General features: G+C 39.5%; 22 protein-coding genes, 1 riboswitch and 1 other annotated feature. Of the genes, 15 read left to right on the top strand and 7 right to left on the bottom strand.

Annotated elements, in window-relative coordinates:
* The first annotated feature begins 162 nt into the window (after window positions 1-162).
* Entirely contained in the window at window positions 163-531 is a 369-nt protein-coding gene (locus LC040_13625; protein WLR50305.1) for a DUF393 domain-containing protein, read from the top strand.
* Window positions 532-878: 347 nt separating this feature from the next.
* A riboswitch (SAM riboswitch) is annotated at window positions 879-1,028 on the top strand.
* 159 nt (window positions 1,029-1,187) lie between these two features.
* Complete coding sequence (metK, locus tag LC040_13620; protein ID WLR50304.1) at window positions 1,188-2,387, top strand: methionine adenosyltransferase; 1,200 nt, start codon at window positions 1,188-1,190, stop codon at window positions 2,385-2,387.
* Window positions 2,388-2,448: 61 nt separating this feature from the next.
* Here metK and LC040_13615 read toward each other — a convergent pair whose 3' ends face one another.
* Window positions 2,449-2,967, bottom strand: coding sequence for a gamma carbonic anhydrase family protein (locus tag LC040_13615; protein WLR50303.1), 519 nt, complete (start codon window positions 2,965-2,967; stop codon window positions 2,449-2,451).
* A 108-nt stretch (window positions 2,968-3,075) separates the two neighbouring features.
* Here LC040_13615 and LC040_13610 point away from each other — a divergent pair, with 108 nt between their 5' ends.
* Window positions 3,076-3,876 (top strand): alpha/beta hydrolase, encoded by an 801-nt coding sequence (locus LC040_13610; protein ID WLR50302.1) that lies wholly within the window; start codon window positions 3,076-3,078, stop codon window positions 3,874-3,876.
* Between the two features lie 17 nt (window positions 3,877-3,893).
* The gene (locus LC040_13605) at window positions 3,894-4,952 is read left to right on the top strand and encodes a tetraprenyl-beta-curcumene synthase family protein (protein WLR50301.1); all 1,059 of its coding nucleotides are present in this window, start codon (window positions 3,894-3,896) and stop codon (window positions 4,950-4,952) included.
* 20 nt (window positions 4,953-4,972) lie between these two features.
* Here LC040_13605 and LC040_13600 read toward each other — a convergent pair whose 3' ends face one another.
* Together LC040_13600 and LC040_13595 are read right to left on the bottom strand one after the other, a co-directional pair.
* On the bottom strand, window positions 4,973-5,545 hold the full coding sequence (locus LC040_13600; protein ID WLR50300.1) for a class I SAM-dependent methyltransferase: 573 nt from the start codon (window positions 5,543-5,545) through the stop codon (window positions 4,973-4,975).
* Entirely contained in the window at window positions 5,542-6,504 is a 963-nt protein-coding gene (locus tag LC040_13595) for a TIGR01212 family radical SAM protein (GenBank protein ID WLR50299.1), read from the bottom strand. Before LC040_13595 ends, LC040_13600 begins: the two co-directional genes overlap by 4 nt.
* Before the next feature lie 151 nt (window positions 6,505-6,655).
* Here LC040_13595 and LC040_13590 point away from each other — a divergent pair, with 151 nt between their 5' ends.
* Window positions 6,656-6,931 (top strand): DUF2524 family protein, encoded by a 276-nt coding sequence (locus tag LC040_13590; protein WLR50298.1) that lies wholly within the window; start codon window positions 6,656-6,658, stop codon window positions 6,929-6,931.
* A 23-nt stretch (window positions 6,932-6,954) separates the two neighbouring features.
* Here LC040_13590 and LC040_13585 read toward each other — a convergent pair whose 3' ends face one another.
* Window positions 6,955-7,398: a PilZ domain-containing protein gene (locus tag LC040_13585; protein WLR50297.1), complete on the bottom strand. Its 444-nt coding sequence runs from the start codon at window positions 7,396-7,398 to the stop codon at window positions 6,955-6,957.
* Between the two features lie 194 nt (window positions 7,399-7,592).
* Window positions 7,593-7,816 (top strand) — a binding site (T-box leader).
* A 72-nt stretch (window positions 7,817-7,888) separates the two neighbouring features.
* On the opposite strand from LC040_13585, the gene leuS reads away from it, so the two are divergent.
* From leuS to LC040_13560, 5 genes are all read left to right on the top strand, one after another.
* Window positions 7,889-10,306: a leucine--tRNA ligase gene (gene leuS, locus LC040_13580; GenBank protein WLR50296.1), complete on the top strand. Its 2,418-nt coding sequence runs from the start codon at window positions 7,889-7,891 to the stop codon at window positions 10,304-10,306.
* A 442-nt stretch (window positions 10,307-10,748) separates the two neighbouring features.
* Window positions 10,749-11,291 (top strand): peroxiredoxin, encoded by a 543-nt coding sequence (locus tag LC040_13575; protein ID WLR50295.1) that lies wholly within the window; start codon window positions 10,749-10,751, stop codon window positions 11,289-11,291.
* A gap of 151 nt (window positions 11,292-11,442) precedes the next feature.
* The gene (locus tag LC040_13570) at window positions 11,443-11,754 is read left to right on the top strand and encodes a rhodanese-like domain-containing protein (protein ID WLR50294.1); all 312 of its coding nucleotides are present in this window, start codon (window positions 11,443-11,445) and stop codon (window positions 11,752-11,754) included.
* Window positions 11,755-11,775: 21 nt separating this feature from the next.
* Complete coding sequence (locus LC040_13565; protein WLR50293.1) at window positions 11,776-12,108, top strand: rhodanese-like domain-containing protein; 333 nt, start codon at window positions 11,776-11,778, stop codon at window positions 12,106-12,108.
* Between the two features lie 136 nt (window positions 12,109-12,244).
* On the top strand, window positions 12,245-12,427 hold the full coding sequence (locus LC040_13560) for a sporulation protein Cse60 (GenBank protein WLR50292.1): 183 nt from the start codon (window positions 12,245-12,247) through the stop codon (window positions 12,425-12,427).
* Between the two features lie 16 nt (window positions 12,428-12,443).
* Here the strand turns inward: LC040_13560 and LC040_13555 are convergent, their stop codons facing one another.
* Window positions 12,444-13,661 carry an NAD(P)/FAD-dependent oxidoreductase gene (locus LC040_13555; GenBank protein ID WLR53294.1) on the bottom strand — a complete coding sequence of 406 codons (1,218 nt, stop codon included), beginning with the start codon at window positions 13,659-13,661 and terminating at the stop codon, window positions 12,444-12,446.
* Between the two features lie 244 nt (window positions 13,662-13,905).
* Between LC040_13555 and LC040_13550 the strand changes: the two genes are divergently transcribed.
* Window positions 13,906-15,528 carry a polysaccharide biosynthesis protein gene (locus LC040_13550; protein ID WLR50291.1) on the top strand — a complete coding sequence of 541 codons (1,623 nt, stop codon included), beginning with the start codon at window positions 13,906-13,908 and terminating at the stop codon, window positions 15,526-15,528.
* A 44-nt stretch (window positions 15,529-15,572) separates the two neighbouring features.
* Here LC040_13550 and LC040_13545 read toward each other — a convergent pair whose 3' ends face one another.
* Window positions 15,573-15,767, bottom strand: coding sequence for a hypothetical protein (locus tag LC040_13545; protein WLR50290.1), 195 nt, complete (start codon window positions 15,765-15,767; stop codon window positions 15,573-15,575).
* 110 nt (window positions 15,768-15,877) lie between these two features.
* On the opposite strand from LC040_13545, the gene LC040_13540 reads away from it, so the two are divergent.
* Entirely contained in the window at window positions 15,878-16,597 is a 720-nt protein-coding gene (locus LC040_13540) for a pseudouridine synthase (protein ID WLR50289.1), read from the top strand.
* A 60-nt stretch (window positions 16,598-16,657) separates the two neighbouring features.
* Here the strand turns inward: LC040_13540 and LC040_13535 are convergent, their stop codons facing one another.
* Complete coding sequence (locus LC040_13535) at window positions 16,658-16,879, bottom strand: DeoR family transcriptional regulator (GenBank protein ID WLR50288.1); 222 nt, start codon at window positions 16,877-16,879, stop codon at window positions 16,658-16,660.
* 517 nt (window positions 16,880-17,396) lie between these two features.
* On the opposite strand from LC040_13535, the gene LC040_13530 reads away from it, so the two are divergent.
* The 3 genes from LC040_13530 (at window position 17,397) to LC040_13520 (ending at window position 21,079) form a co-directional block, all read left to right on the top strand.
* Window positions 17,397-18,407, top strand: a complete 1,011-nt coding sequence (locus LC040_13530) for a potassium channel family protein (GenBank protein WLR50287.1) — start codon at window positions 17,397-17,399, stop codon at window positions 18,405-18,407.
* Between the two features lie 20 nt (window positions 18,408-18,427).
* A complete protein-coding gene (gene pepV / locus LC040_13525; GenBank protein WLR50286.1) occupies window positions 18,428-19,834 on the top strand; it encodes a dipeptidase PepV in 1,407 nt (468 codons plus the stop codon).
* A 129-nt stretch (window positions 19,835-19,963) separates the two neighbouring features.
* Window positions 19,964-21,079, top strand: coding sequence for an MFS transporter (locus LC040_13520; protein ID WLR53293.1), 1,116 nt, complete (start codon window positions 19,964-19,966; stop codon window positions 21,077-21,079).
* Window positions 21,080-21,108: the final 29 nt, after the last annotated feature.

Raw genomic sequence — 21,108 nt, 5'->3', positions numbered from 1 at the left:
TTTTAAGAAAATCATAACTGTCCATAAGACACAATTTATCATTAATAGAGGGAATATTCGATTTCAAATTCTTACAATATTCCGAAAGTGATTTCATTATAAATGATTTTTGGTTTTTTTACGATGGAAACAGGGTAATTTTATCGATAGGGTGTGTAGATCATGAAAACTTATCGTGTATACTATGATGCTGATTGTGGATTATGTATGCAAACGAAAAGAACACTAAGATATCTTGATTGGTTCCGTATTGTAAAGTGGATGCCGCTCCAACAATTAGATGAGAAAGTTCCTATTAATAAGGAAGCAGCCAAGCGAGAACTACATCTCGTTACATCTAATGGAAAGGTTTATGCAGGTTTTTATGCAATGCGGAGACTGTTTTTAACCTTCCCGGCGACAGTCCTTATTGGCGCAGTCGGTTACCTTCCCTTTATTGACAAAATCGGTGTCCCTTTATATCGATTCATTGCTCGAAATCGTAAGAAGTTATTACGAAATAAATGTGATAATGGAAAGTGTGAAATTTAGGTTTGCAGCTACGTTCGTGAATAATATTTCTAAGCGGCCCATCTCCACTTTTCTTGCTGTCTAGCTGTGAAAGGCAGGCTGCGCGAGTTGCTTCACCTTCCCACGCCGAGGCAAAAAGCACCTCTCTGTGTGAAGGTTCCAGCAATCGGACAGCCTAACCGCCTTTCTCCGCTTTTCTATTGTCCAGCTGCGATGGGCAGAAATTTGTGTCACTTCACCTTCCCGCACCGAGGCAAAGAACGCCTCTATGCGTGAAGGCTCCAGTGAACAATATTTCTAAGCGGCCCATCTCCGCTTTTCTATTGACATTTTGGGTTAAAGTCGTTATGATAAGTCCCGAACGGATACTCTTATCCTGAGCTGGCGGAGGGACAGGCCCTATGAAACCCGGCAACCGACATCATGTGTCATAACGTTTTATGCACACTTTATTACTATGTAGACATGATGACAAGGTGCCAACCTGATGCAAGGCGTATAGTCTTGAACGATAAGAGTGAAAGGCATGAATTAACATTTCAACCTTTCCTCATAGGGGAAGGTTTTTTATTTTTTCGCTTTGCTTATGATTTCTTTAGCATACATGTGAAAAAACATATCATGCATGAATAAGGGAAGAGTACCGTATCAACAGTAAATAGGAGGTACACTTTTAAATGGCAGTAAATCGTCGTCTTTTTACTTCTGAGTCAGTTACAGAAGGGCATCCAGATAAAATTTGTGACCAAATTTCGGATGCAATCCTTGATGCAATTCTTACTGATGATCCAAATGCACGTGTAGCTTGTGAAACAACAGTTAATACAGGTTTAGTTTTAGTAGCAGGTGAAATCACAACCTCTACATATGTAGATATTCCAAAGGTTGTTCGTGAAACAGTTTCTGAAATTGGTTATACTCGCGCTAAATATGGCTTTGACGCTGAAACTTGTGCGGTTTTAACGTCAATTGATGAACAATCTGCTGATATTGCTCAAGGTGTAGATAAAGCATTAGAAGCACGTGAAGGTCAAATGACAGAGGAAGAAATCGAAGCAATCGGTGCAGGTGACCAAGGGTTAATGTTTGGTTACGCTTGTAACGAAACAAAAGAATTAATGCCGCTTCCAATCTCACTAGCTCATAAGCTTTCACGTCGTCTTGCAGCTGTTCGTAAAGACGAAACAGTCGCTTATCTTCGCCCAGATGGTAAAACACAAGTAACGGTTGAATATGATGAAAATGATAAACCTGTTCGTATTGATACAATCGTTATTTCAACACAACACCATCCTGAGATTACACTTGACCAAATCAAAGAAGATTTGAAAAAGCATGTTATCGAGCCAATTGTTCCAAGTGAACTAATTGACGAGAATACAAAATACTTCATTAACCCAACAGGTCGTTTTGTAATTGGCGGACCTCAAGGTGATGCAGGTCTAACAGGCCGTAAAATTATCGTTGATACGTACGGAGGTTATGCTCGTCATGGCGGCGGTGCATTCTCTGGTAAGGATCCAACAAAAGTTGACCGTTCAGCTGCTTATGCTGCACGTTATGTTGCGAAAAACCTTGTTGCTGCAGGTCTTGCGGACAAATGTGAAGTTCAACTAGCTTATGCAATCGGTGTTGCTCAGCCTGTATCAATTTCAGTTGATACATTTGGAACGGGCAAAGTGTCAGAAGAAAAATTAGTTGAGCTTGTGAGCGAAAACTTTGACCTTCGCCCTGCAGGTCTTATTAAGATGCTTGATTTACGTCGTCCTATTTACAAACAAACTGCTGCATACGGCCACTTTGGACGTACAGACATTGATGTACCGTGGGAACGTACGGATAAAGCAGAAATTCTAAAAGCAAGCGTACAGTCATAATAACGAGAAAACTCCAGCTATAAAAGCTGGAGTTTTTTATATAGAATCGGAAACAATAAGATTAACCTTTATTTTGTAGACTTTTGTAGTATTGTCCTTTTTCAACATATTCGCGACGGATTCGTGCCATTTCTTTCAGGTCTGCTTCTGTTAATTCACGCACAACTTTTGCTGGGCGGCCAAATGCAAGTGAGTGAGGGGGGATCTTCTTCCCTTGCGGAACTAGACTGCCAGCACCAATAAAGCTGCCTTCTCCAATTTCAGCACCGTCTAAGATTGTTGTGCCCATACCAATTAAGGCGTTTTTTCGAATAATGGCGCTATGTAAAATAACCATGTGACCGACCGTTACATCATCTTCAATAAGAAGCGTATTATTTGGACTTTGGTGAAGCACTGAATTGTCCTGGACGTTCACGCGGTTTCCAATTACCGTTGGTGCCACATCTCCACGGATTGAGGTGTTAAACCAAATGCTTGATTCCTCTCCAATTGTAACGTCACCTGTAATGGTTACATAATCTGCGATAAACGCGCTGTCTGCAATTTTAGGCATTTTTCCTTTGTATTCATAAATCATACGTTACCCACCTTTTTTTCAAAATGTTCATATTATTGGCGCATACTCTCATTTTCATTTTAAAATAGTGAATATAAAAAGCAAACAGTTTTGTGAGGTGAATGTTTCATGTGGAAGTGGGAAGCTGAACAACCACGTGCAGTTATTGTATTAGTACATGGTGCTGCAGAGTACCATGGTAGGTATAAATGGTTAATTGAAATGTGGAGAAGTGAACACCTGCATGTCTTAATGGGGGACCTTCCAGGCCAAGGAACGACACGACGAAGACGACGTGGTCATATTGATTCATTTGATGAATATATCGAAACAATTGAAGGCTGGGTAAGGGAAGCCTTAAAATATGAATTACCTGTTTACTTATTTGGCCATAGCATGGGTGGATTAGCAGTTATTCGAACATTACAGGAGAAAGATTTGCCAGTGAAAGCTGTCCTTCTTTCTTCACCGTGTGTAGGTCTGACAACTCCTCCGCCTAAGTCTCTTGATTTACTATCTCAAGGGTTAAATGTTTTTATGCCGTCATTGCGTCTTGCTTCACATTTGGAACCAGGATTAGCGACGAGAAACCCTGAGGTAAAGAAAATGGATGAAAATGATCCGTTGTTTGTAAGGAAGGTTTCAATTCGTTGGTACCGTGAATTAGTACAGGCGATGAAGCTTGCTAATCAAAACATTGACAAAATTCCCGATTTACCGTTTCTTGTTATGCAAGGTGGGGATGATAAAATTGTCGATAAGGTAACAGTTAGAAAGTGGTTTGATGCACTACCAATGAGTGAAAAAATGTTTAAAGAATGGGATAAGCTTTATCATGAAATTTTTAATGAGCCAGAGCGAGAAGAGGTCTTCCGTTATGCAAAGGGATTTATGCAAATGCAAATGAATATACAACAACGAAATAAATAAAGCGGGAGTGGAGGCTTATGAAGATTCCCAATCATCCAGTCGGATTAATGACAAAAATCTACCGTGATGTTCTGCCGTGTGTGCATCGTGAATTAGATAAATGGCGTAAGCTTGCTGAACGAATACCAAATGAAGAGTTACGAATGCAGGCGCTTGCAAGTATCAGCGCAAAAACCTTTCATTGTGAAGGCGGCTCTATATATGGGATTTTGGCAGGGGAACGGATTGAGGAAAGCATTCGGTTTGTTGTCGCTTATCAAACAATCAGTGATTATTTAGATAACCTATGTGACCGAAGTACATCACTTGACCCAGATGATTTCAGTGCTCTTCATGAATCAATGCGTGATGCATTAACCCCTGGAGCTTCTCATAAAGACTATTATCGTTTTCGAGAAGACCGTGATGATGGTGGGTATTTATCTGCATTAGTACAAACATGCCAAGATGTTCTTAGTCAATTACCTCATCTAAAGAGGGTTCAACAATATTTACATGAACTATGTTCTTATTACTGTGATTTACAAGTGCATAAGCATGTAAAAGTTGAAGAGCGAGAGCCTCGCTTAAAAGCATGGTTCGCAAAATATGAAGCTAAATTACCAGAAATGACATGGTATGAGTTCTCTGCTTGTGCAGGTTCAACATTAGGTGTTTTTTGTCTCGTTTCTTATGCATTTCAACAGCATTTGAATGAAGAAGATGTACAGAAAATTCGCTATGGTTATTTTCCATATGTGCAAGGCTTACATATTTTGTTGGATTACTTTATTGACCAAGAAGAAGATCGTGATGGAGGAGATTTGAACTTCTGCTTCTATTATCCACGCAGTGAAACGATGATTGAGCGGTTTGGTCACTTCGTTCAAGAAGCGGACAAGCATGTAAGAGGACTGCCAAATGAAAAATTCCATCGCCTCATTAATCGTGGGCTTCTTGGTATTTACTTATCTGACCGTAAAGTCAACGCCCAACATGGGGTAAGAAAAACAGCAAAACAAATTATTAAATATGGTGGCGTTATTTCAAAGTTCTTTTATTTAAATGGTCGTTGGTATCGAAGTTTATTTAGTTAAGGCATGCTTGAGAAGCATGCCTATTTCTTTTGTAGTGCCACTAAAAATGGTGGATTATTTTTTTGATTAATGTATTGGTATTGCATCACGTCAACATCTTTTTGATCAAGCTGGGAGGCATACTGTAGCACAGCATCTTTTTCCACTTTACCACCAGGGTGGCCGTGATAGATTACAATTGCGATAATACCGCCGGGACAAAGAATGTTTAGAAGGTGTTGGATAGCATGGATGGTGGAATCAGCAGTTGTGACCACCTCTTTATCGCCGCCTGGCAGATAGCCTAAATTAAAGACGGCTGCTTTTACTTTCCCATTATACGTTTCTGGGATGTGGTCATTCATTGTGCTGTGGCTGCCATGAATAAGTTCAACCCGCTCTAATAATGAAGCGTCATCAAGACGTTTGTGTGTGTTATGAATGGCTTCTTGTTGAATATCAAAAGCAAATACTTTTCCTGTTGCTCCTACTGCTTCTGCAAGTAATTGCGTATCATGACCGTTTCCAGCTGTGCAGTCAACGGCGATATCCCCTTCATTTAGTGCAGAGCGGAGTAGTGAGTGTGTATAAGGAAGAACACGTTTTAAAATCATAATGGCTTCACCTTTTGTTTCGTTGTAAATTTTCCTTGATAACTATTTCGGCGTTTTAGTTCCGCATCAATTTGATTTAAGACTTCCCATTTATTTAAGCTCCACATCGGTCCGATCATTAAATCAGCTGGTCCATCTCCAGTAATGCGGTGAATGACCACTTCAGGTGGAATAACTTCTAATTGGTCACACACAAGCTTTACATATTCATCAAGTGACATGAATTTGAGTAAGCCTTTTTCATATTGCTTCACCATAGGTGTGCCTTTTAGTAAATGTAGGAGGTGGATTTTCAAACCTTGAATATCAAGCTTTGCTACAGCACGGGCACTTTCCATCATCATCTCGGGTGTTTCTTGTGGTAAACCGTTAATAATATGGGAACAAACCTTAATTCCGTGCTTTCGAAGCTTATTGACTCCTTCTACATACGTTGCGAAGTCATGAGCTCGGTTAATTAAGCTAGCTGTTGATTCATGTACCGTTTGAAGGCCGAGTTCAACCCATAGATATGTACGTTCATTCAATTCAGCTAAGTATTCTACTACATCATCTGGCAGGCAGTCTGGACGTGTTGCTATCGATAGCCCGACAACATCCTCTTGTGCAAGGATGACTTCAAATTTTTCACGAAGCTCTTCTACAGGGGCATATGTATTTGTGAAGGCTTGAAAATAACCGAGGTATTTACCGTTCTTCCACTTTTGGTGCATTTTCGATTTAATCTCATGAAATTGCGTAACTAAGCTATCCGTGCGGTTTCCTGCGAAATCACCTGAGCCAGAGGCACTGCAAAATGTACATCCACCGTGAGCGACTTTTCCATCACGATTCGGGCAGTCAAAGCCGCCATCAAGTGCTACTTTAAACACTTTATGTCCAAATGTATTTCTTAAATGATAATTCCATGTATGGTAACGCTTATTGTCTGATGCATATAAAAAAGGATTCTCAGCCATTTTTCGCTCCTCCTTTATTCAGGAAATGGCATTTTCAAGGGCAATTGTAGCATGGTTATCGAAAAGAAACCAATTAAAAGAGAAGAATGCATGAGTATAAATGTAGCTTGTGCACAAACTACTTGTAATTGAATGTAAGGAGGGATATGGGATGGGAACTCGTTCTTCAATTGAAGAAGGATTGAAGCAAGCACATGAAATATTTGAGAAAGCCAAAAAGCAAATGGATACTTACCGGAAACAAGAACATTACAACCAAACAGAGTATACAGAAGCACAGACAGAAATTAGTGATATGCTAAGAGAGCTTGATGTGTTAGGGCACAGCGGTAATCCTCAACAGAAAGAGCAAGTTTACCGGGCGCAGCTTCAGCTTCGTCAACTTTTAAATGACATGGTTCTTGACCAAAACAATATTCTTCATTAAAAAAAGCCGGGTTAACCGGCTTTTTAGATATGTTCTACTTCTGGAGCGATATCACGAAAAGAACAAACTTCGTTACAAAATGAACAGTCCGGAGCAAAGCGTGTTTTCTTATACCAAACCATCGTATCGTTTATTAATTTTGATAAAAGAGTTCGGTTGTTTTCTTCGACTTCAAACTCTACACCATATTCATGCATGTGATTTGAAAGTGGTTTGTGCCAAACAATCTTCCCGGGTAGTTCAAAAGGAATGTTCATTAAACGAATTTTAAAAAGCAGGCGAAGGTTCTTTTGAAGAGGAAAGTGAATATGTGAACGAAAGCAGAGCCCTCCAGCACTGATATTTAAAATACATGTTTTTGTATTATTTTGAGTGAGAGGCTTGCCGTTTATGCTGCACAATGAAGTGAAAGAACATAATGGCTTTTCTTGCAAATCCTCACGAGAGTATTTTCTAAACTCTTGCATAGTGTTCCTCCCTGTCCTTACATATGCTTAAACATTTATCATATTATACCAGCTTTACTGTATAAAAGTTATCAGTTTGGATAAAATGAGAGATGTTTTTAACGAATTTTTAAAATATACAAAAGTGAAACAATACTTGACATAGTTCTTCTTTTTTCATTAAAATCACACTATGTGACAATGCGGACGAATATACAAAAGCTATGAAGAGGAGTAGTAACGTGTGAGCAAGGTTCAGAGAGTTGGCGGTCGGTGTGAGTCAACCCTTGTCTCTTCGTGAACTCGCCTTGAAGTTGTAAATACGAAGGTAGTAGTATTTACCGTATTCCCCTGCGTTAAAGGGCCTAAGTTGAACGCAATCAGTGCGTTAATAAGGGTGGTACCGCGGGAATGCAACTGTAAGCCTCTCGTCCCTTGAATTGGGATGAGGGGCTTTTTTGTCTTTTAGATTAGATAAAGAAGATTGGTTGAATACAAGGAGGTAGTGGAAATGGCATTTGATCACAAGCAAATTGAACAGAAATGGCAATCATATTGGGAACAAAATAAAACATTTAAGACAGAAGATAACCTAGAAAAAGAAAAGTTTTACGCGCTTGATATGTTTCCATACCCATCAGGAGCAGGCTTGCATGTTGGCCATCCTGAAGGTTATACGGCAACAGATATTCTATCACGCATGAAACGAATGCAAGGCTACAATGTCCTTCATCCGATGGGGTGGGATGCGTTTGGTCTTCCTGCTGAGCAATATGCTCTTGATACTGGAAATGACCCGGCTGAATTCACAAAAACAAATATCGATAATTTCCGCCGTCAAATTAAAGCGCTTGGCTTCTCATATGATTGGGACCGTGAAGTCAACACAACTGATCCGGACTATTACAAATGGACGCAATGGATTTTCTTAAAATTATACGAAAAAGGTTTAGCCTACATTGATGAAGTGCCTGTAAACTGGTGCCCTGCACTTGGCACAGTACTTGCGAATGAGGAAGTTATTGACGGAGTAAGTGAGCGTGGCGGTCACCCGGTTGAGCGTCGCCCAATGAAACAATGGATGCTGAAAATTACAGCATACGCTGACCGTCTGCTTGAAGATTTAGAAGAGCTTGATTGGCCTGAAAGTATTAAAGATATGCAGCGCAACTGGATTGGTCGTTCAGAAGGTGCTGAAGTTACCTTTGAGATTGATGGTTACGACGAAACATTTGACGTATTTACAACACGCCCAGATACACTTTTTGGTGCTACATATGCAGTATTGGCGCCTGAGCATCCATTTGTTAATAAAATTACAACTCCAGAGCAAAAAGAAGCAGTTGAAAAATATCTTGAGCAAATTAAAACGAAAAGTGATCTTGAGCGTACGGACCTTGCAAAAGATAAAACAGGCGTATTTACAGGGGCATATGCTATTAATCCAGTAAATCAAGAGAAAATGCCAATTTGGATTGCTGATTATGTCCTTATGACATATGGTTCTGGGGCAATTATGGCAGTTCCAGCGCATGACGAACGTGATTACGAGTTTGCTCAAAAGTTTGGTTTGCCGATTAAAGAAGTCGTCGCAGGCGGTGACATTGAGAAAGAAGCATATACAGGTGATGGAGAGCATGTGAATTCGGACTTCCTAAACGGGTTGAATAAAGAAGACGGCATCCAAAAAATGCTTCAATGGCTAGAAGAGAATAATAAAGGTACGAAAAAGGTTACGTATCGTTTGCGTGACTGGCTGTTCAGCCGTCAGCGTTACTGGGGCGAGCCGATTCCAATTATCCATTGGGAAGATGGTGAAGTGACAGGTGTTAAGGAACAGGAACTACCGCTTGTCCTTCCGAAAACAACAGAAATTAAGCCGTCAGGTACAGGTGAATCACCGTTAGCTAATATCGATGACTGGGTTAATGTTGTAGATGAAGAAACAGGTAAGAAAGGCCGCCGTGAAACAAATACAATGCCGCAATGGGCAGGAAGCTGCTGGTATTACCTACGTTATATTGATCCACATAATTCTGAAAAGCTTGCAGATGAAGATAAGCTTGAAAATTGGCTTCCAGTTGATATTTATATCGGTGGGGCAGAACATGCTGTACTTCACTTGCTTTATGCGCGTTTCTGGCACAAATTCTTGTATGATATCGGAGTTGTTCCGACGAAAGAGCCGTTTCAAAAGCTATATAACCAAGGGATGATTCTCGGTGAAAATAATGAAAAGATGAGTAAGTCAAAAGGAAATGTCGTCAATCCAGATGATATCGTTTATAGTCATGGTGCGGACACATTACGCTTATATGAGATGTTCATGGGACCGCTTGATGCATCTGTTGCTTGGAGCGAAAATGGTCTTGACGGTTCGCGTCGTTTCTTAGATCGTGTATGGCGTCTCTACGTAGGAGAAAATGGTCAGCTTAGTGATAAAATTAAAGCAGATAGCTCTGCCACAGATTTAGAGAAGGTCTATCATGAAACGGTGAAGAAAGTAAGTGAAAACTTTGAAGAGCTTCGCTTTAATACAGGTATTTCGCAACTAATGGTCTTCATTAATGAAGCATATAAAGCAAATGAAGTGCCACAAGAATATGCAGAAGGCTTTGCAAAACTCCTTGCACCTGTAGCTCCGCACATAAGTGAAGAGCTGTGGGAGAAGCTTGGTCACAGTGGTACAGTTTCATATGAAGCATGGCCGACATATGATGAGACAAAGCTTGTTGAAGATGAAGTAGAAATCGTTGTGCAAATTATGGGGAAAGTACGTGCGCGCATTCAAATCCCTGCAGATGCAACAAAGGAACAAATGGAAGAAATCGCGTTTGCTGATGAAAAGGTAAAAGAACAATTAGAAGGAAAAACTGTTCGCAAAGTCATTGTTGTCCCAGGGAAACTGGTTAATATTGTTGCAAACTAACACCTGAACCCGCTGATATTTCAGCGGGTTTATTTTGGTGTAAAATTTTTCAAAAGGAAAATGTTATGATTTGCACAAAATAGGGTACGCTTAAAGAGTGGGAAAAAGTAAATGCGCTGGGCAAAGGTATAGAGAATGCATATTTGTTTACTTTTTAGTTAAAAATAAAGGGTATGCGGTAAGCTCAAAATTTTTACAAAATGATGTAAACCATGTAAGCTAAACATGTGTGCAAATGAAAAATCAAACGAGCAATTGATAATTTGCTATCGTGTGTTGCTTTTACAGAGTTTATTATTTCAATGTTTTTACGGTGTAAATCTTTTTATAATAAGTTTTAAATTAAAATTACTATAAAAAGATATTGACTTTAAATAACATCAGTTTTATAATCAAAAATAGGATAAACATTACATAATGATTTTTAAGGAGGAATTTAGCGATGGCAGAACGTATGGTAGCAAAACAATCACCACGCTTTGAAATGGACGCGGTATTACCAAACAAAGAATTCGGTAAGGTTTCTCTTGAAGAAAATATGAAAAATGACAAATGGACAGTTCTTTTCTTCTATCCAATGGACTTCACTTTCGTTTGTCCAACTGAAATCACTGCACTTTCTGATGCATATGATCAATTCGAAGACCTTGATGCAGAAGTAATTGGGGTTTCAACTGATACAATTCACACTCACTTAGCATGGATTAACACAGATCGTGACGACAATGGTCTTGGTCAATTGAAATATCCACTAGCTGCTGATACAAACCACCAAGTATCTCGTGACTTTGGTGTTTTAATTGAAGAAGAAGGTGTGGCACTACGCGGCCTATTCATCATCAGCCCTGAAGGCGAGCTTGTATATGCAAACGTACACCACAATAACATCGGCCGTAGTGTTGATGAAACGATTCGTGTACTTCAAGCACTTCAAACAGGTGGTCTTTGCCCAGCTAACTGGAAACCAGGTCAAGAAACTCTGTAAGATTGTTGACAACCTAAAACTGCCGGCATCTTTCCGGCAGTTTTATTTTACTTGCAATTATACCTAATGGGGTATATAATAAACTTGACATTCGAAATGAATGCATCCAAAATAAAATCGATGTAAAATGTTTGAGAAAGGAATGATCGAAATGGCAGAGATTAAAGAAATGACAGCTGAAGAGGTACTAGAGCAATTGAAAAATGGAGAACAATTAAATCTTATAGATGTACGTGAAGATGAAGAAGTTGCAGCAGGGATGATTCCAGAAGCGAAGCATGTTCGTATGGGAACAATTCCTGAGCGATTAAATGAATTTGATAAAGACAAAGAATACATCTTTGTTTGCCGTTCAGGCGGTCGCAGCCATAACACATGTATGTTCATGCAAGAGCAAGGTTTCAAAGTTGTGAATATGGTTGGCGGAATGATGTCATGGCCGGGAGACACGGAATCACGTTAAAAAAACAACAGGTGATAACTAATGATAAAATTTGCGTTACTTGCAGCGTTAATTGTAGTGCTAATCATGCGCTCTTATATTCTGCCGCGTTTTCATATGAAGCCAATCCAACAGGATGCTGTTGATTTGGAACGGTATTGTTTAATTGATGTTCGGGATTTTGTTTCGTATTATCGAACACCAACTGACCATACAAAAAATATTCCATTATCTTACCTTCCTCGTACGATGAAGGAAGAAGCGGTTTGTGATAAGGAAATTGTTGTAGTCGGAGATGATAATAAGTCAATCCGAATGGCAGCAAGAATCATTAACAAACACATGAAAAAGTCAATTTACTACTTTACTGTTTAAGGCTCTCGTTTGCGTAACGAGAGCTTTTTTTCTTTAGAAAGGACGAAACCTCCTAAAAGTCGCCAATGCTCGCTAAAGGAATCGACAAAGGTAAGGGCGTAACTTCTTACAAGAAGCAAAAAAAGGGGGTCCGTTCTTGTTAAGGGTAAAAATTTTTGACGAGCAGCATGAGAAGGATTTAGAAGAGGTACTGAATGAATTTCTTGCAACGTTGAATGAACAGGATGTGAAGGACATTCAGTTTCAAACGTCTGTTGCAACAGAGAATGAAGAAGAGCAGGTATATTGTTTTGCGGCAATGGTTGTTTATCGCCAATAAAACAGGCAGGGTTGTATTAAGCCCCGCCTGTTGCTGCATTGTATCCAGCTAATCTTCCGGTAACTAGGGCTGCTGTTATGTTAAAGCCGCCTGTATAGCCGTGAATATCCAAAATTTCACCACAGAAGAACAGCCCAACTTTCTTTTTTGAAGCCATTGTTTTCGGGTGTACTTCTTTAATTGAGACTCCACCGCCAGTGACAAATGCTTTTTCAATTGGCAGTGTTCCATTAATTTTAACGTGTAAGTTCTTAATGTCAGTAATAAGTGAGCGGAGCTGCTCATTGCTTAAGTGATCATAAGTTGTTTGTGGATCGATTTCATTTCGCTCTAACAAGAAAAGAAGGTATCGTTCTTGAATCATTTCTTTTAATACATTCTTTATTGATTTCTTTGAATGTTGTTTAAGCTGTTTTGTCAGCATTTGAAATGCTTGTTCTTCATTTTGTTTTGGAAACAAATCCACTGTTATTGTGACTGGGTTTCCACTTTGTTTTTTCATTTCTTTGACAATATATTGACTACAACGAAGCGCGGCTGGTCCTGATAAGCCGAGGTGAGTAAATAGAAAGTCCATCTCATGTGTGACAATCTTCTTCCCTTTTTTATTTATAACAGACAATGCTCCATTTCGAATGGAGATCCCTTGAAGCTCACGATTACGAATGAAAGGCTCCTTAGACGTAAGCGGTACTTCTGTTGGGAAGAGGTCTGTGATTGTGTGACCTGCTTTTTCGGCCCATGCATAGCCGTCTCCAGTACTTCCTGTATGAGGGACTGACTTCCCGCCGACTGCGATAACAATCGCCTTCGAATCAATTTCTTCTCCGTTTTTTAAGGTAATTCCCTTTGCTTTTTCATCATCATAGCGAATAGTTTTGACGGGTGTATTTGTTCTTATATCGACTTTTAAGCGATCAAGGCGTGAAAGAAGGGCTTCAACAACAGATTGAGCGCGATTACTTGTCGGAAACATTCGACCGTTATCCTCTTCTTTCAATCCAACTCCTAATTTTTCAAAGAAACGAATAATATCTTCATTATCAAATTCGGAAAAAGCACTGTATAGAAAGCGACCATTGCCAGGGATATGTTGAATAATCTCTTCTATCGGCATGCGGTTTGTAACGTTACATCTACCGCCCCCTGAAATCGCTAGCTTTCGACCAAGCTTTGATCCTTTATCAATCAGTAATGTTTTTGCTCCATGCTCACTAGCGGCAATTGCTGCCATCAAACCAGAAGGTCCGCCGCCAATGACGATTACATCATACTGCAAGGTGACACCTGCTTTCTAAAAAAAGTTCCAGTCATCTAATAGTAGCCATTTTTCTTACCAATGATCAAGCATAAGTCAAATGGAATAACATGTTGCTGATGCAAAGGTCGATCTATGATAAAATCAAAGTTATGCTCACAAATAAAATATCCAAAGGCCTCACTAAAGAGTACTCTTTAGCGGTGGTAGGAGGAAAGTTATGTCGAACCAGCAGATACTACGAGGAACGCTAATTTTAACTGCTGCAACCTTTTTGTCGAAATTCTTAGGTCTTATTTATACATTCCCTTTTGAAGCACTTGTTGGATTAAGCGGCGGGGAATTATTTATGTATGCTTACAATCCATATACTATTTTGCTAAGTATCTCGACTCTAGGGGTACCACTTGCAGTCTCGAAGTTTGTAGCGAAATATAATGCGCTTGGAGACTATGAAACAGGTAGACGGTTGTTTCGCTCAGGCCTTCTTTTAATGAGTGCAACAGGTCTACTTTGCTTTCTGTTTCTATATGTGGCAGCGCCTTTTTTGGCGTCTATTGCGCAAAATGAAGAAAGCATATACAGTGCAAGTGACATTGTCTATGTCATGCGGATGGTTAGTTTGGCACTTATTATTGTTCCAGCCATGAGTCTTATTCGTGGGTTCTTCCAAGGACATGATTCGATGGGACCGACAGCTGTCTCTCAAGTTGTTGAACAGATTGTCCGGATTGCCTTCTTACTTGGCGGAGCGTATGTCATTTTAAAGTGGCTTGATGGAACCGTAACAGAAGCCGTTGGTTTTGCTGTTTTCGCAGCCTTTCTTGGGGCGTTAGGCGGTCTTGGTATCTTAATTTGGTATTGGTTTAAACGAAAAAATCATTTAGATACACTGTTAACGGAAAATACATATAGCTCCGATCTATCATACAAGCAGATGTATAAAGAATTATTGTTGTATGCTGGACCATTTGTATTCGTTGGTATCGCCAATCCGCTTTATCAAAATATTGATTTATTTACGTTTAAGCAAGCAATGGCTTCAATTGGAAAGGGTGCGGAGGCTGGAAATTTACTTGCTCTTTACACGATGTGGCTTCATAAAGTCATTTTAATTCCAATTTCCTTGTCAACAGCAATGGCGTTAACGCTTATTCCGACAATTACATCTTCTTATACGGAACAAAATTTTGACCGTGTGAAGCAGCAAATTTCACAAGCACTGCAGATTATTATGTTCTTAGTGATGCCTGCTGCATTTGGTCTGTCAGTTGTTGCTTACACTGCTTATGGAACGCTCTATGGCGTAGAAAACATGGATCTTGGTGGAGAAGTGCTCCGTTTCTATGCGCCGATTTCCCTTCTATTTGCGTTATTTATGGTGACAACCGCAATTATGCAGGGTATTAATCAACAACGATTTGCAGTCATTAGTTTAATTGGTGGGTTATTGCTAAAACTAATCTTAAATATACCACTTATTAAATTATTTGAAGTGTATGGCGCAATTAGTGCAACCGCAATTGGCTACTTATTTGCAGTTGCATTTAACTTCTGGGTTATCGCAAAATATACAGGCATTCAGTATAAGTTATTTGCCCGTAGAACATTGCTTATTTCAGCATTGACGTTAATAATGGTAATTGTAGCAGGTATTACGCAGTGGCTTCTTTCAATGGGGATTCAGCCAGAAGACGGAAGAATGCAATCAGCTATTGTCTTAATCATAGCTATACTAGCAGGAGCAGCTGCTTATGGAGGATTGAGCTTCCGTTCTAATCTTGCAGGAAAGCTACTTGGACAACGGTTTGCCTTTTTAAAAAGAAAATCAGAAGAGCAGTAACGAACTGGCCCCGGCACATTAATGCCCGGGGCTGTTTTTTCAATTTATAATCCAAGTTGACGTTCTATTCGGTCAAGTCGACGGTTTATTTGGTCAAAGCGGTTATTAAGGCGGTTTATACGGCTTGTATTTCGTTCAACTCTTCGTTCAAGTTGAGCAAGCCGCCGACTTAAATATCCGCCATTAGAAAAGTCTGGATAAGGGGAATAGGGCTGAAATGGTTGTTGTCGAACATACATGTTTGCTTTCACTCCATTTCTAATGGTTGTGCCTATTTGTAGGCTATGCGATAAGATAAAATTTGTAATGATAAAATGGCCTAAATTTCCAATAAAGTGGAGGTAAAGAGATGCGTATTGATAAGGTTCTTTCAAATATGGGATTTGGTAGTCGGAAAGAAGTAAAGAAACTCTTAAAAGGAGGGACCGTCAAAGTAGATGGTGATGTTGTAAAAGATGCGAAGGCACAAGTTGATCCCGAAAAATGTCTCATTACCGTGCACGGTGAGGAAGTTGAATACCGTGAATATATTTATTTAATGATGAACAAACCACAAGGCGTTATTTCCGCAACAGAGGACAATGCTCAAGAGACAGTCGTAGATTTATTGGAGATGGAAGATTTAATCTTTGAACCTTTTCCAGTAGGGCGTCTTGATAAAGATACAGTTGGGCTTTTGCTGCTAACAAATGACGGAAAGCTTGCCCACCAGCTGTTATCACCGAAAAAGCACGTCCAAAAAGTGTATTACGCTAAAATAGATGGTGAAGTAACAGAAAAGGATGTCGAAAAGTTTCAACAAGGGGTAACACTTGATGACGGCTATGTCACTAAGCCTGCAGAGTTAACGATTTTAAAAAGTGGTGAACAGTCGGAAATTGAAGTTATGATTACAGAAGGAAAGTTTCATCAAGTTAAACGAATGTTTGAAGCGGTGGATAAGCGAGTTACATTTCTTATGAGAATAAAAATGGGCTCACTTCCGTTAGATGAAACGTTAAGCCTTGGAGAATACCGAGAGCTGACAGAAGAAGAGCTTGAAGTTTTATTGAATGATATCCAAGGTTAACATCAAAAAAATCCGCGGATGCTGTTATCCGCGGATTGAATCTATATTGCGTTTATTTTTTTATGATGTTACTTTTACTCTTTTTCTTGTAGTGGTCCAACGTCCACGGCTAGGACTGTGAACAAGATTGTTATACTCTAACACATTCAAGTCTCTCTGTATCGTTCTTGAAGTCGTTCCAAACTCCTCAACAAGCTCTTGTGTTGAGACCATTCCACGTTCATTAATAAACAGGTACACGGATTTCACACGGTTTAGCATACGAGAAGTTGCAGGACTCAAAAAACCACTCCTTAGTCACTTGTCCTAAATGATTTCTCATTTGGACATCGATTTGAACCAAAGACCTAGCTGGACATCACTGCGATTACTTATATAATTTTAGTATAAAAATTATTTGACAATTCTATTTTACCTTAAATGGTGGTAGGAGATCCAGCGATAAAAAACGATTTACATAATATTAACACTATTATACAGACCTTTACATTATTAAAGGAATCTTCTCCTCATTCCTTTCATTATATTATGAAAACTTTAGTGATTTTGTGTGCCATGATCTAAGAACAGGTTTAAGCTTCATCTAGTATATTTTTATGTCCAAATCACAGAATGTTATGACTATTTCTCTATAATTAGAAAAAATCCTGCAAAGTCATTGATTTTTTTCACTTTTTCGCATGAGATTGAAATTAGTGTCACATTATGAAAAGGAGCTATTCCGTTTTTCTTTCTTCCTATCTTTGAGCATGCTATCCTTATAGTGGATAATCAAGGAAATATATGAGGAGGGTTGCGCTTGCACTTTTTTCGCACTATTTTTCTAAAGTTAGTTGATATTAATAATTGGGTTTTGTTTTGGTCAAGCACAGCACTCATTTTGTTTAGTACGATTGTCATACATTTGCTTGAACCGGAAACATTTCCAACATTATTTGAAGGCTTCTGGTGGGTCATGACGACTGTAACCACTGTTGGTTATGGTGATTATTCACCTGCAACTGTACCCGGGAGAATTTATGCAGTCTTCTTGTATATGATTGGTATTGGATTAATTGGTGTTTTAATTGGAAAAATTGTTGATTGGTTTGCAGATATCCGCAAGAAGCGTGAGGAGGGCAAGATGGATTACAAAGGAAAAGATCATATTGTAATTATCGGTTGGTCGAAGAAAGCAAAGTTTGCAGTTGAAGAAATCATCGAATCTTCCCAAGCAGAAATAGTAATTATTGATCAATTAGAAAAAGCACCCTTGCTCAATGAGCGAACGCATTATATTCAAGGGAATGCATCTAAAAAACAAACGATGCAAGCTGCAAATGTGAAAGAAGCTTGTGCTGTATTAGTCTTTGCTGATGATACCATTCAAGATACCGAATTAGCAGACGGAAAATCATTGTTAGTTGCATCCACAATTGAAAATTTTGCCTCAGGTGTACATACTACAGTTGAAGTAATGGATGAAGAGCATATTAAGAACTTCAATTACGTTCATGTTGATGAGTTCGTTCTTAGTCATGAAATGATTTCTCGTCTTGCTGTGCGTTCAGCCTTTATGCACGGTGTAACGTCTGTATACTCACAGCTAATGAGCCATGCGCATGGGGATGATCTCTATGAAATTCCTGTTCGGTCAAGCTGGCATACATATCGCGACGCGTTTGAGGAGCTATTGCGCGAGGGAGCGACACTTATTGCAGATGGCAGTCGTTTAAATATTAATCGCAGACTTGATGAAGCGATTTCTTCAGATTCAAAGTTGTTTGTTATTTGTGATAAAGAAACATATCAAAAGCTACAGCAACAATAATACAACGAGGTGACAAACAGATGACATTTAATTGGATGGAAGAAGTGTTAAACCGAAAAGAAGAAATTTTAAAAGAAACCCAAGCTTTTTTACAAATAAAAAGTGTGCTTGATGAAGAAAAAGCAAGTGAAGGAGCACCATTTGGCCCAGGAATAAAAGAAGCTCTAGAATTTATGCTTCAAAAGGGAGAACAAGACGGCTTTACTGCAAAGAACTTAGATGGCTATGCTGGTCACCTGGAATTTGGGGATGGCCCTGATTTACTTGGTATCTTATGTCATGTTGATGTTGTGCCAGAGGGAGATGGCTGGACAACCGACCCATTTTCAGCTGATATTCGAGATGGAAAAATTTATGCCCGCGGAGCAATTGATGATAAGGGACCGACAATGGCAGCTTATTTTGCAATGAAGCTTGTGAAAGAAATGAATGTTCCATTAAAGAAACGGGTACGAATGATCTTAGGTACGGATGAAGAAAGTGATTGGCGTTGTATGGACCATTATTTCAAGCATGAAGAAATGCCTGCCTTTGGTTTTGCACCAGATGCTGATTTTCCAATTATTTTTGCTGAAAAGGGAATTGCAGATATCGAGTTGATAACGAAAGGTGACGCATTGGAAAATAGCAATAATCACCTCATTTCCTTTGAATCAGGCCGTCGCTTTAATATGGTTCCAGATGACGCACAAGTTATTTTGCATTTGGAAAATCCTGAGGAAGTAAAGGAGAAGTTTGAAGCTTTCTTGCAAGAGCAGCCTGTAAATGGGAAAGCGACAGTAGAAGGCCATAAGCTTTTCCTTCAAATAGAAGGGGTATCTGCGCATGGTAGTGTGCCGACAAGTGGAAAGAATGCAGGCCTTTATTCTGCAAAGTTTTTGAAGGGGCTTAAGTTAGACAAGCAAGGAGAAGGCTTTGTTGATTTCTTAGATCATTACCTTGTTGACGATGGGAAAGGTGAAAAGCTAGGTATTCAAGCTGAGGATGATGTGTCAGGTGAATTAACTGTAAATGTAGGTTTGCAGCATTATCGCGCTGAAGAAGGCGGTAAGGTAGGTCTTAATATTCGTTATCCAGTTAAGCATCAGTTTGAAACAACAAAAGAAACGTTGGAGGCTATTGCAGGTAAGCATAATATGAAGATGAATATTGTTGACAACTCAACACCACATCATGTTCCAAAAGATACAGAGTGGTTAAAAACATTACAGCGTGTGTACGAAGAGCAGACAGGTGATAAGGCTGAACTGATTTCGATTGGCGGCGGGACGTATGCGCGAGTGCTTGAAAATGGTGTGGCGTTTGGTCCGCTATTCCCAGGCAGGGAAGAAGTTGCCCATCAGAAAGATGAATATATGTGGGTAGAGGATTTATTGAAAGCTACGGCAATTTATGCGCAGGCAATTTATGAATTGGCAACCGAATAAGAAACAGAGACCGCTCTCAGTCTTGGGAGCGGTATTCTCTTTGCTGGAAAGGAGCTGCATAAGGTGCAAAGTGTAGCGTTAGGAAAATTAGATAAAACAGGCATCCAGTTTCGTACGATTTATTTCTTTATGTTCTTTGCATTTGGTGCGTTGTTCCCATTATTATCTGTTTTTTTGCGAAATGAAGCAGGACTATCTGGAACACAAATTGGTTTTATCATTTCACTAAGTCCAGTGGTGATGATTTTTATCCAGCCTGTATGGGGGCTTATATGTGATGCAACACAACGACCTAGACAAGTATTAACGATTGCCCTTTGTTTAACAGGTCTTGCGGCATTGCTTTACTTGGTTGTTGACACATATGCATTGCTAATTGTGGCTGCAATTGTGACAGCCTTTTTCCAAAGTGCCATTGTACCTGTTTCAGATAGTATTTCATTAAGTTATGTTCAGCGCACTGGTGAAAATTACGGTTCAATTCGCTTATATGGGGCGCTTGGCTTCTCTGCAGCTGTTCTAGTAGCAGGATGGTTGTCTGATCAAACAAGCATTCTCGTAATCTTCTATTTATTTGCTGGCATCTTAGTGTTTGTTTCTGCTCTTTCATTTCGTTTGCCTGAAGAAAGTCAGCAGATGCGGGTTGATATGAAAGAAGGAAGTAAGACATTAATTCGTATGCCGAGGTTTTTATTAGTTGTTGCAGCGACATTTTGCGTATTTGGCCCTGTGTTAGCTAATAACTTTTATTTTGGCCTTTTTCTTGAGGAAAGTGGTGCGACATTAACAGGGGTAGGGGTCGCGTTTTTGTTAGCAGCTGGAAGTGAAGCGCCGTTTATGAAATTTGTTCACATCATCATTTCAAGAATGGGTATGCTTCCAGTATTGTTTTTGGCAGCGGTTGTCTCAGCATTTCGGTGGATGATCTATATTTTTGAGCCACCACTAGCGCTTGTCTATGGCACAACGATTATGCAAGGGATATCAGTCGGCTTATTTGTACCAGCAGCCCTTCAGTATGTACGAGATATTGCACCGGATGAAGTGAGGGCTACAGCGGTTTCGCTTTATTCTGCAGCTGGAAATGGACTCGGGAATTGGTTCTGCTCGTTTGCGGCAGGCTTTATTATTCAATATTTAGGTGTTTTTTCGCTCTATATTCTCTTTGCTGGCCTTACTTTTCTTGGTGCATTGTTGATTCTCGTCGTATATCGATTAGATAAAAGGCAAACTATGATAGAATAAAGAAAAATTATTTTGTGAATTTAGACAAT

The sequence above is a fragment of the Bacillus tianshenii genome (assembly GCA_020524525.2).
GTDB lineage: Bacteria > Bacillota > Bacilli > Bacillales > Bacillaceae_N > Bacillus_AV.
Note: the sequence above shows the minus strand (reverse complement) of the source record. Positions and strands in the feature narration are given on the sequence as shown.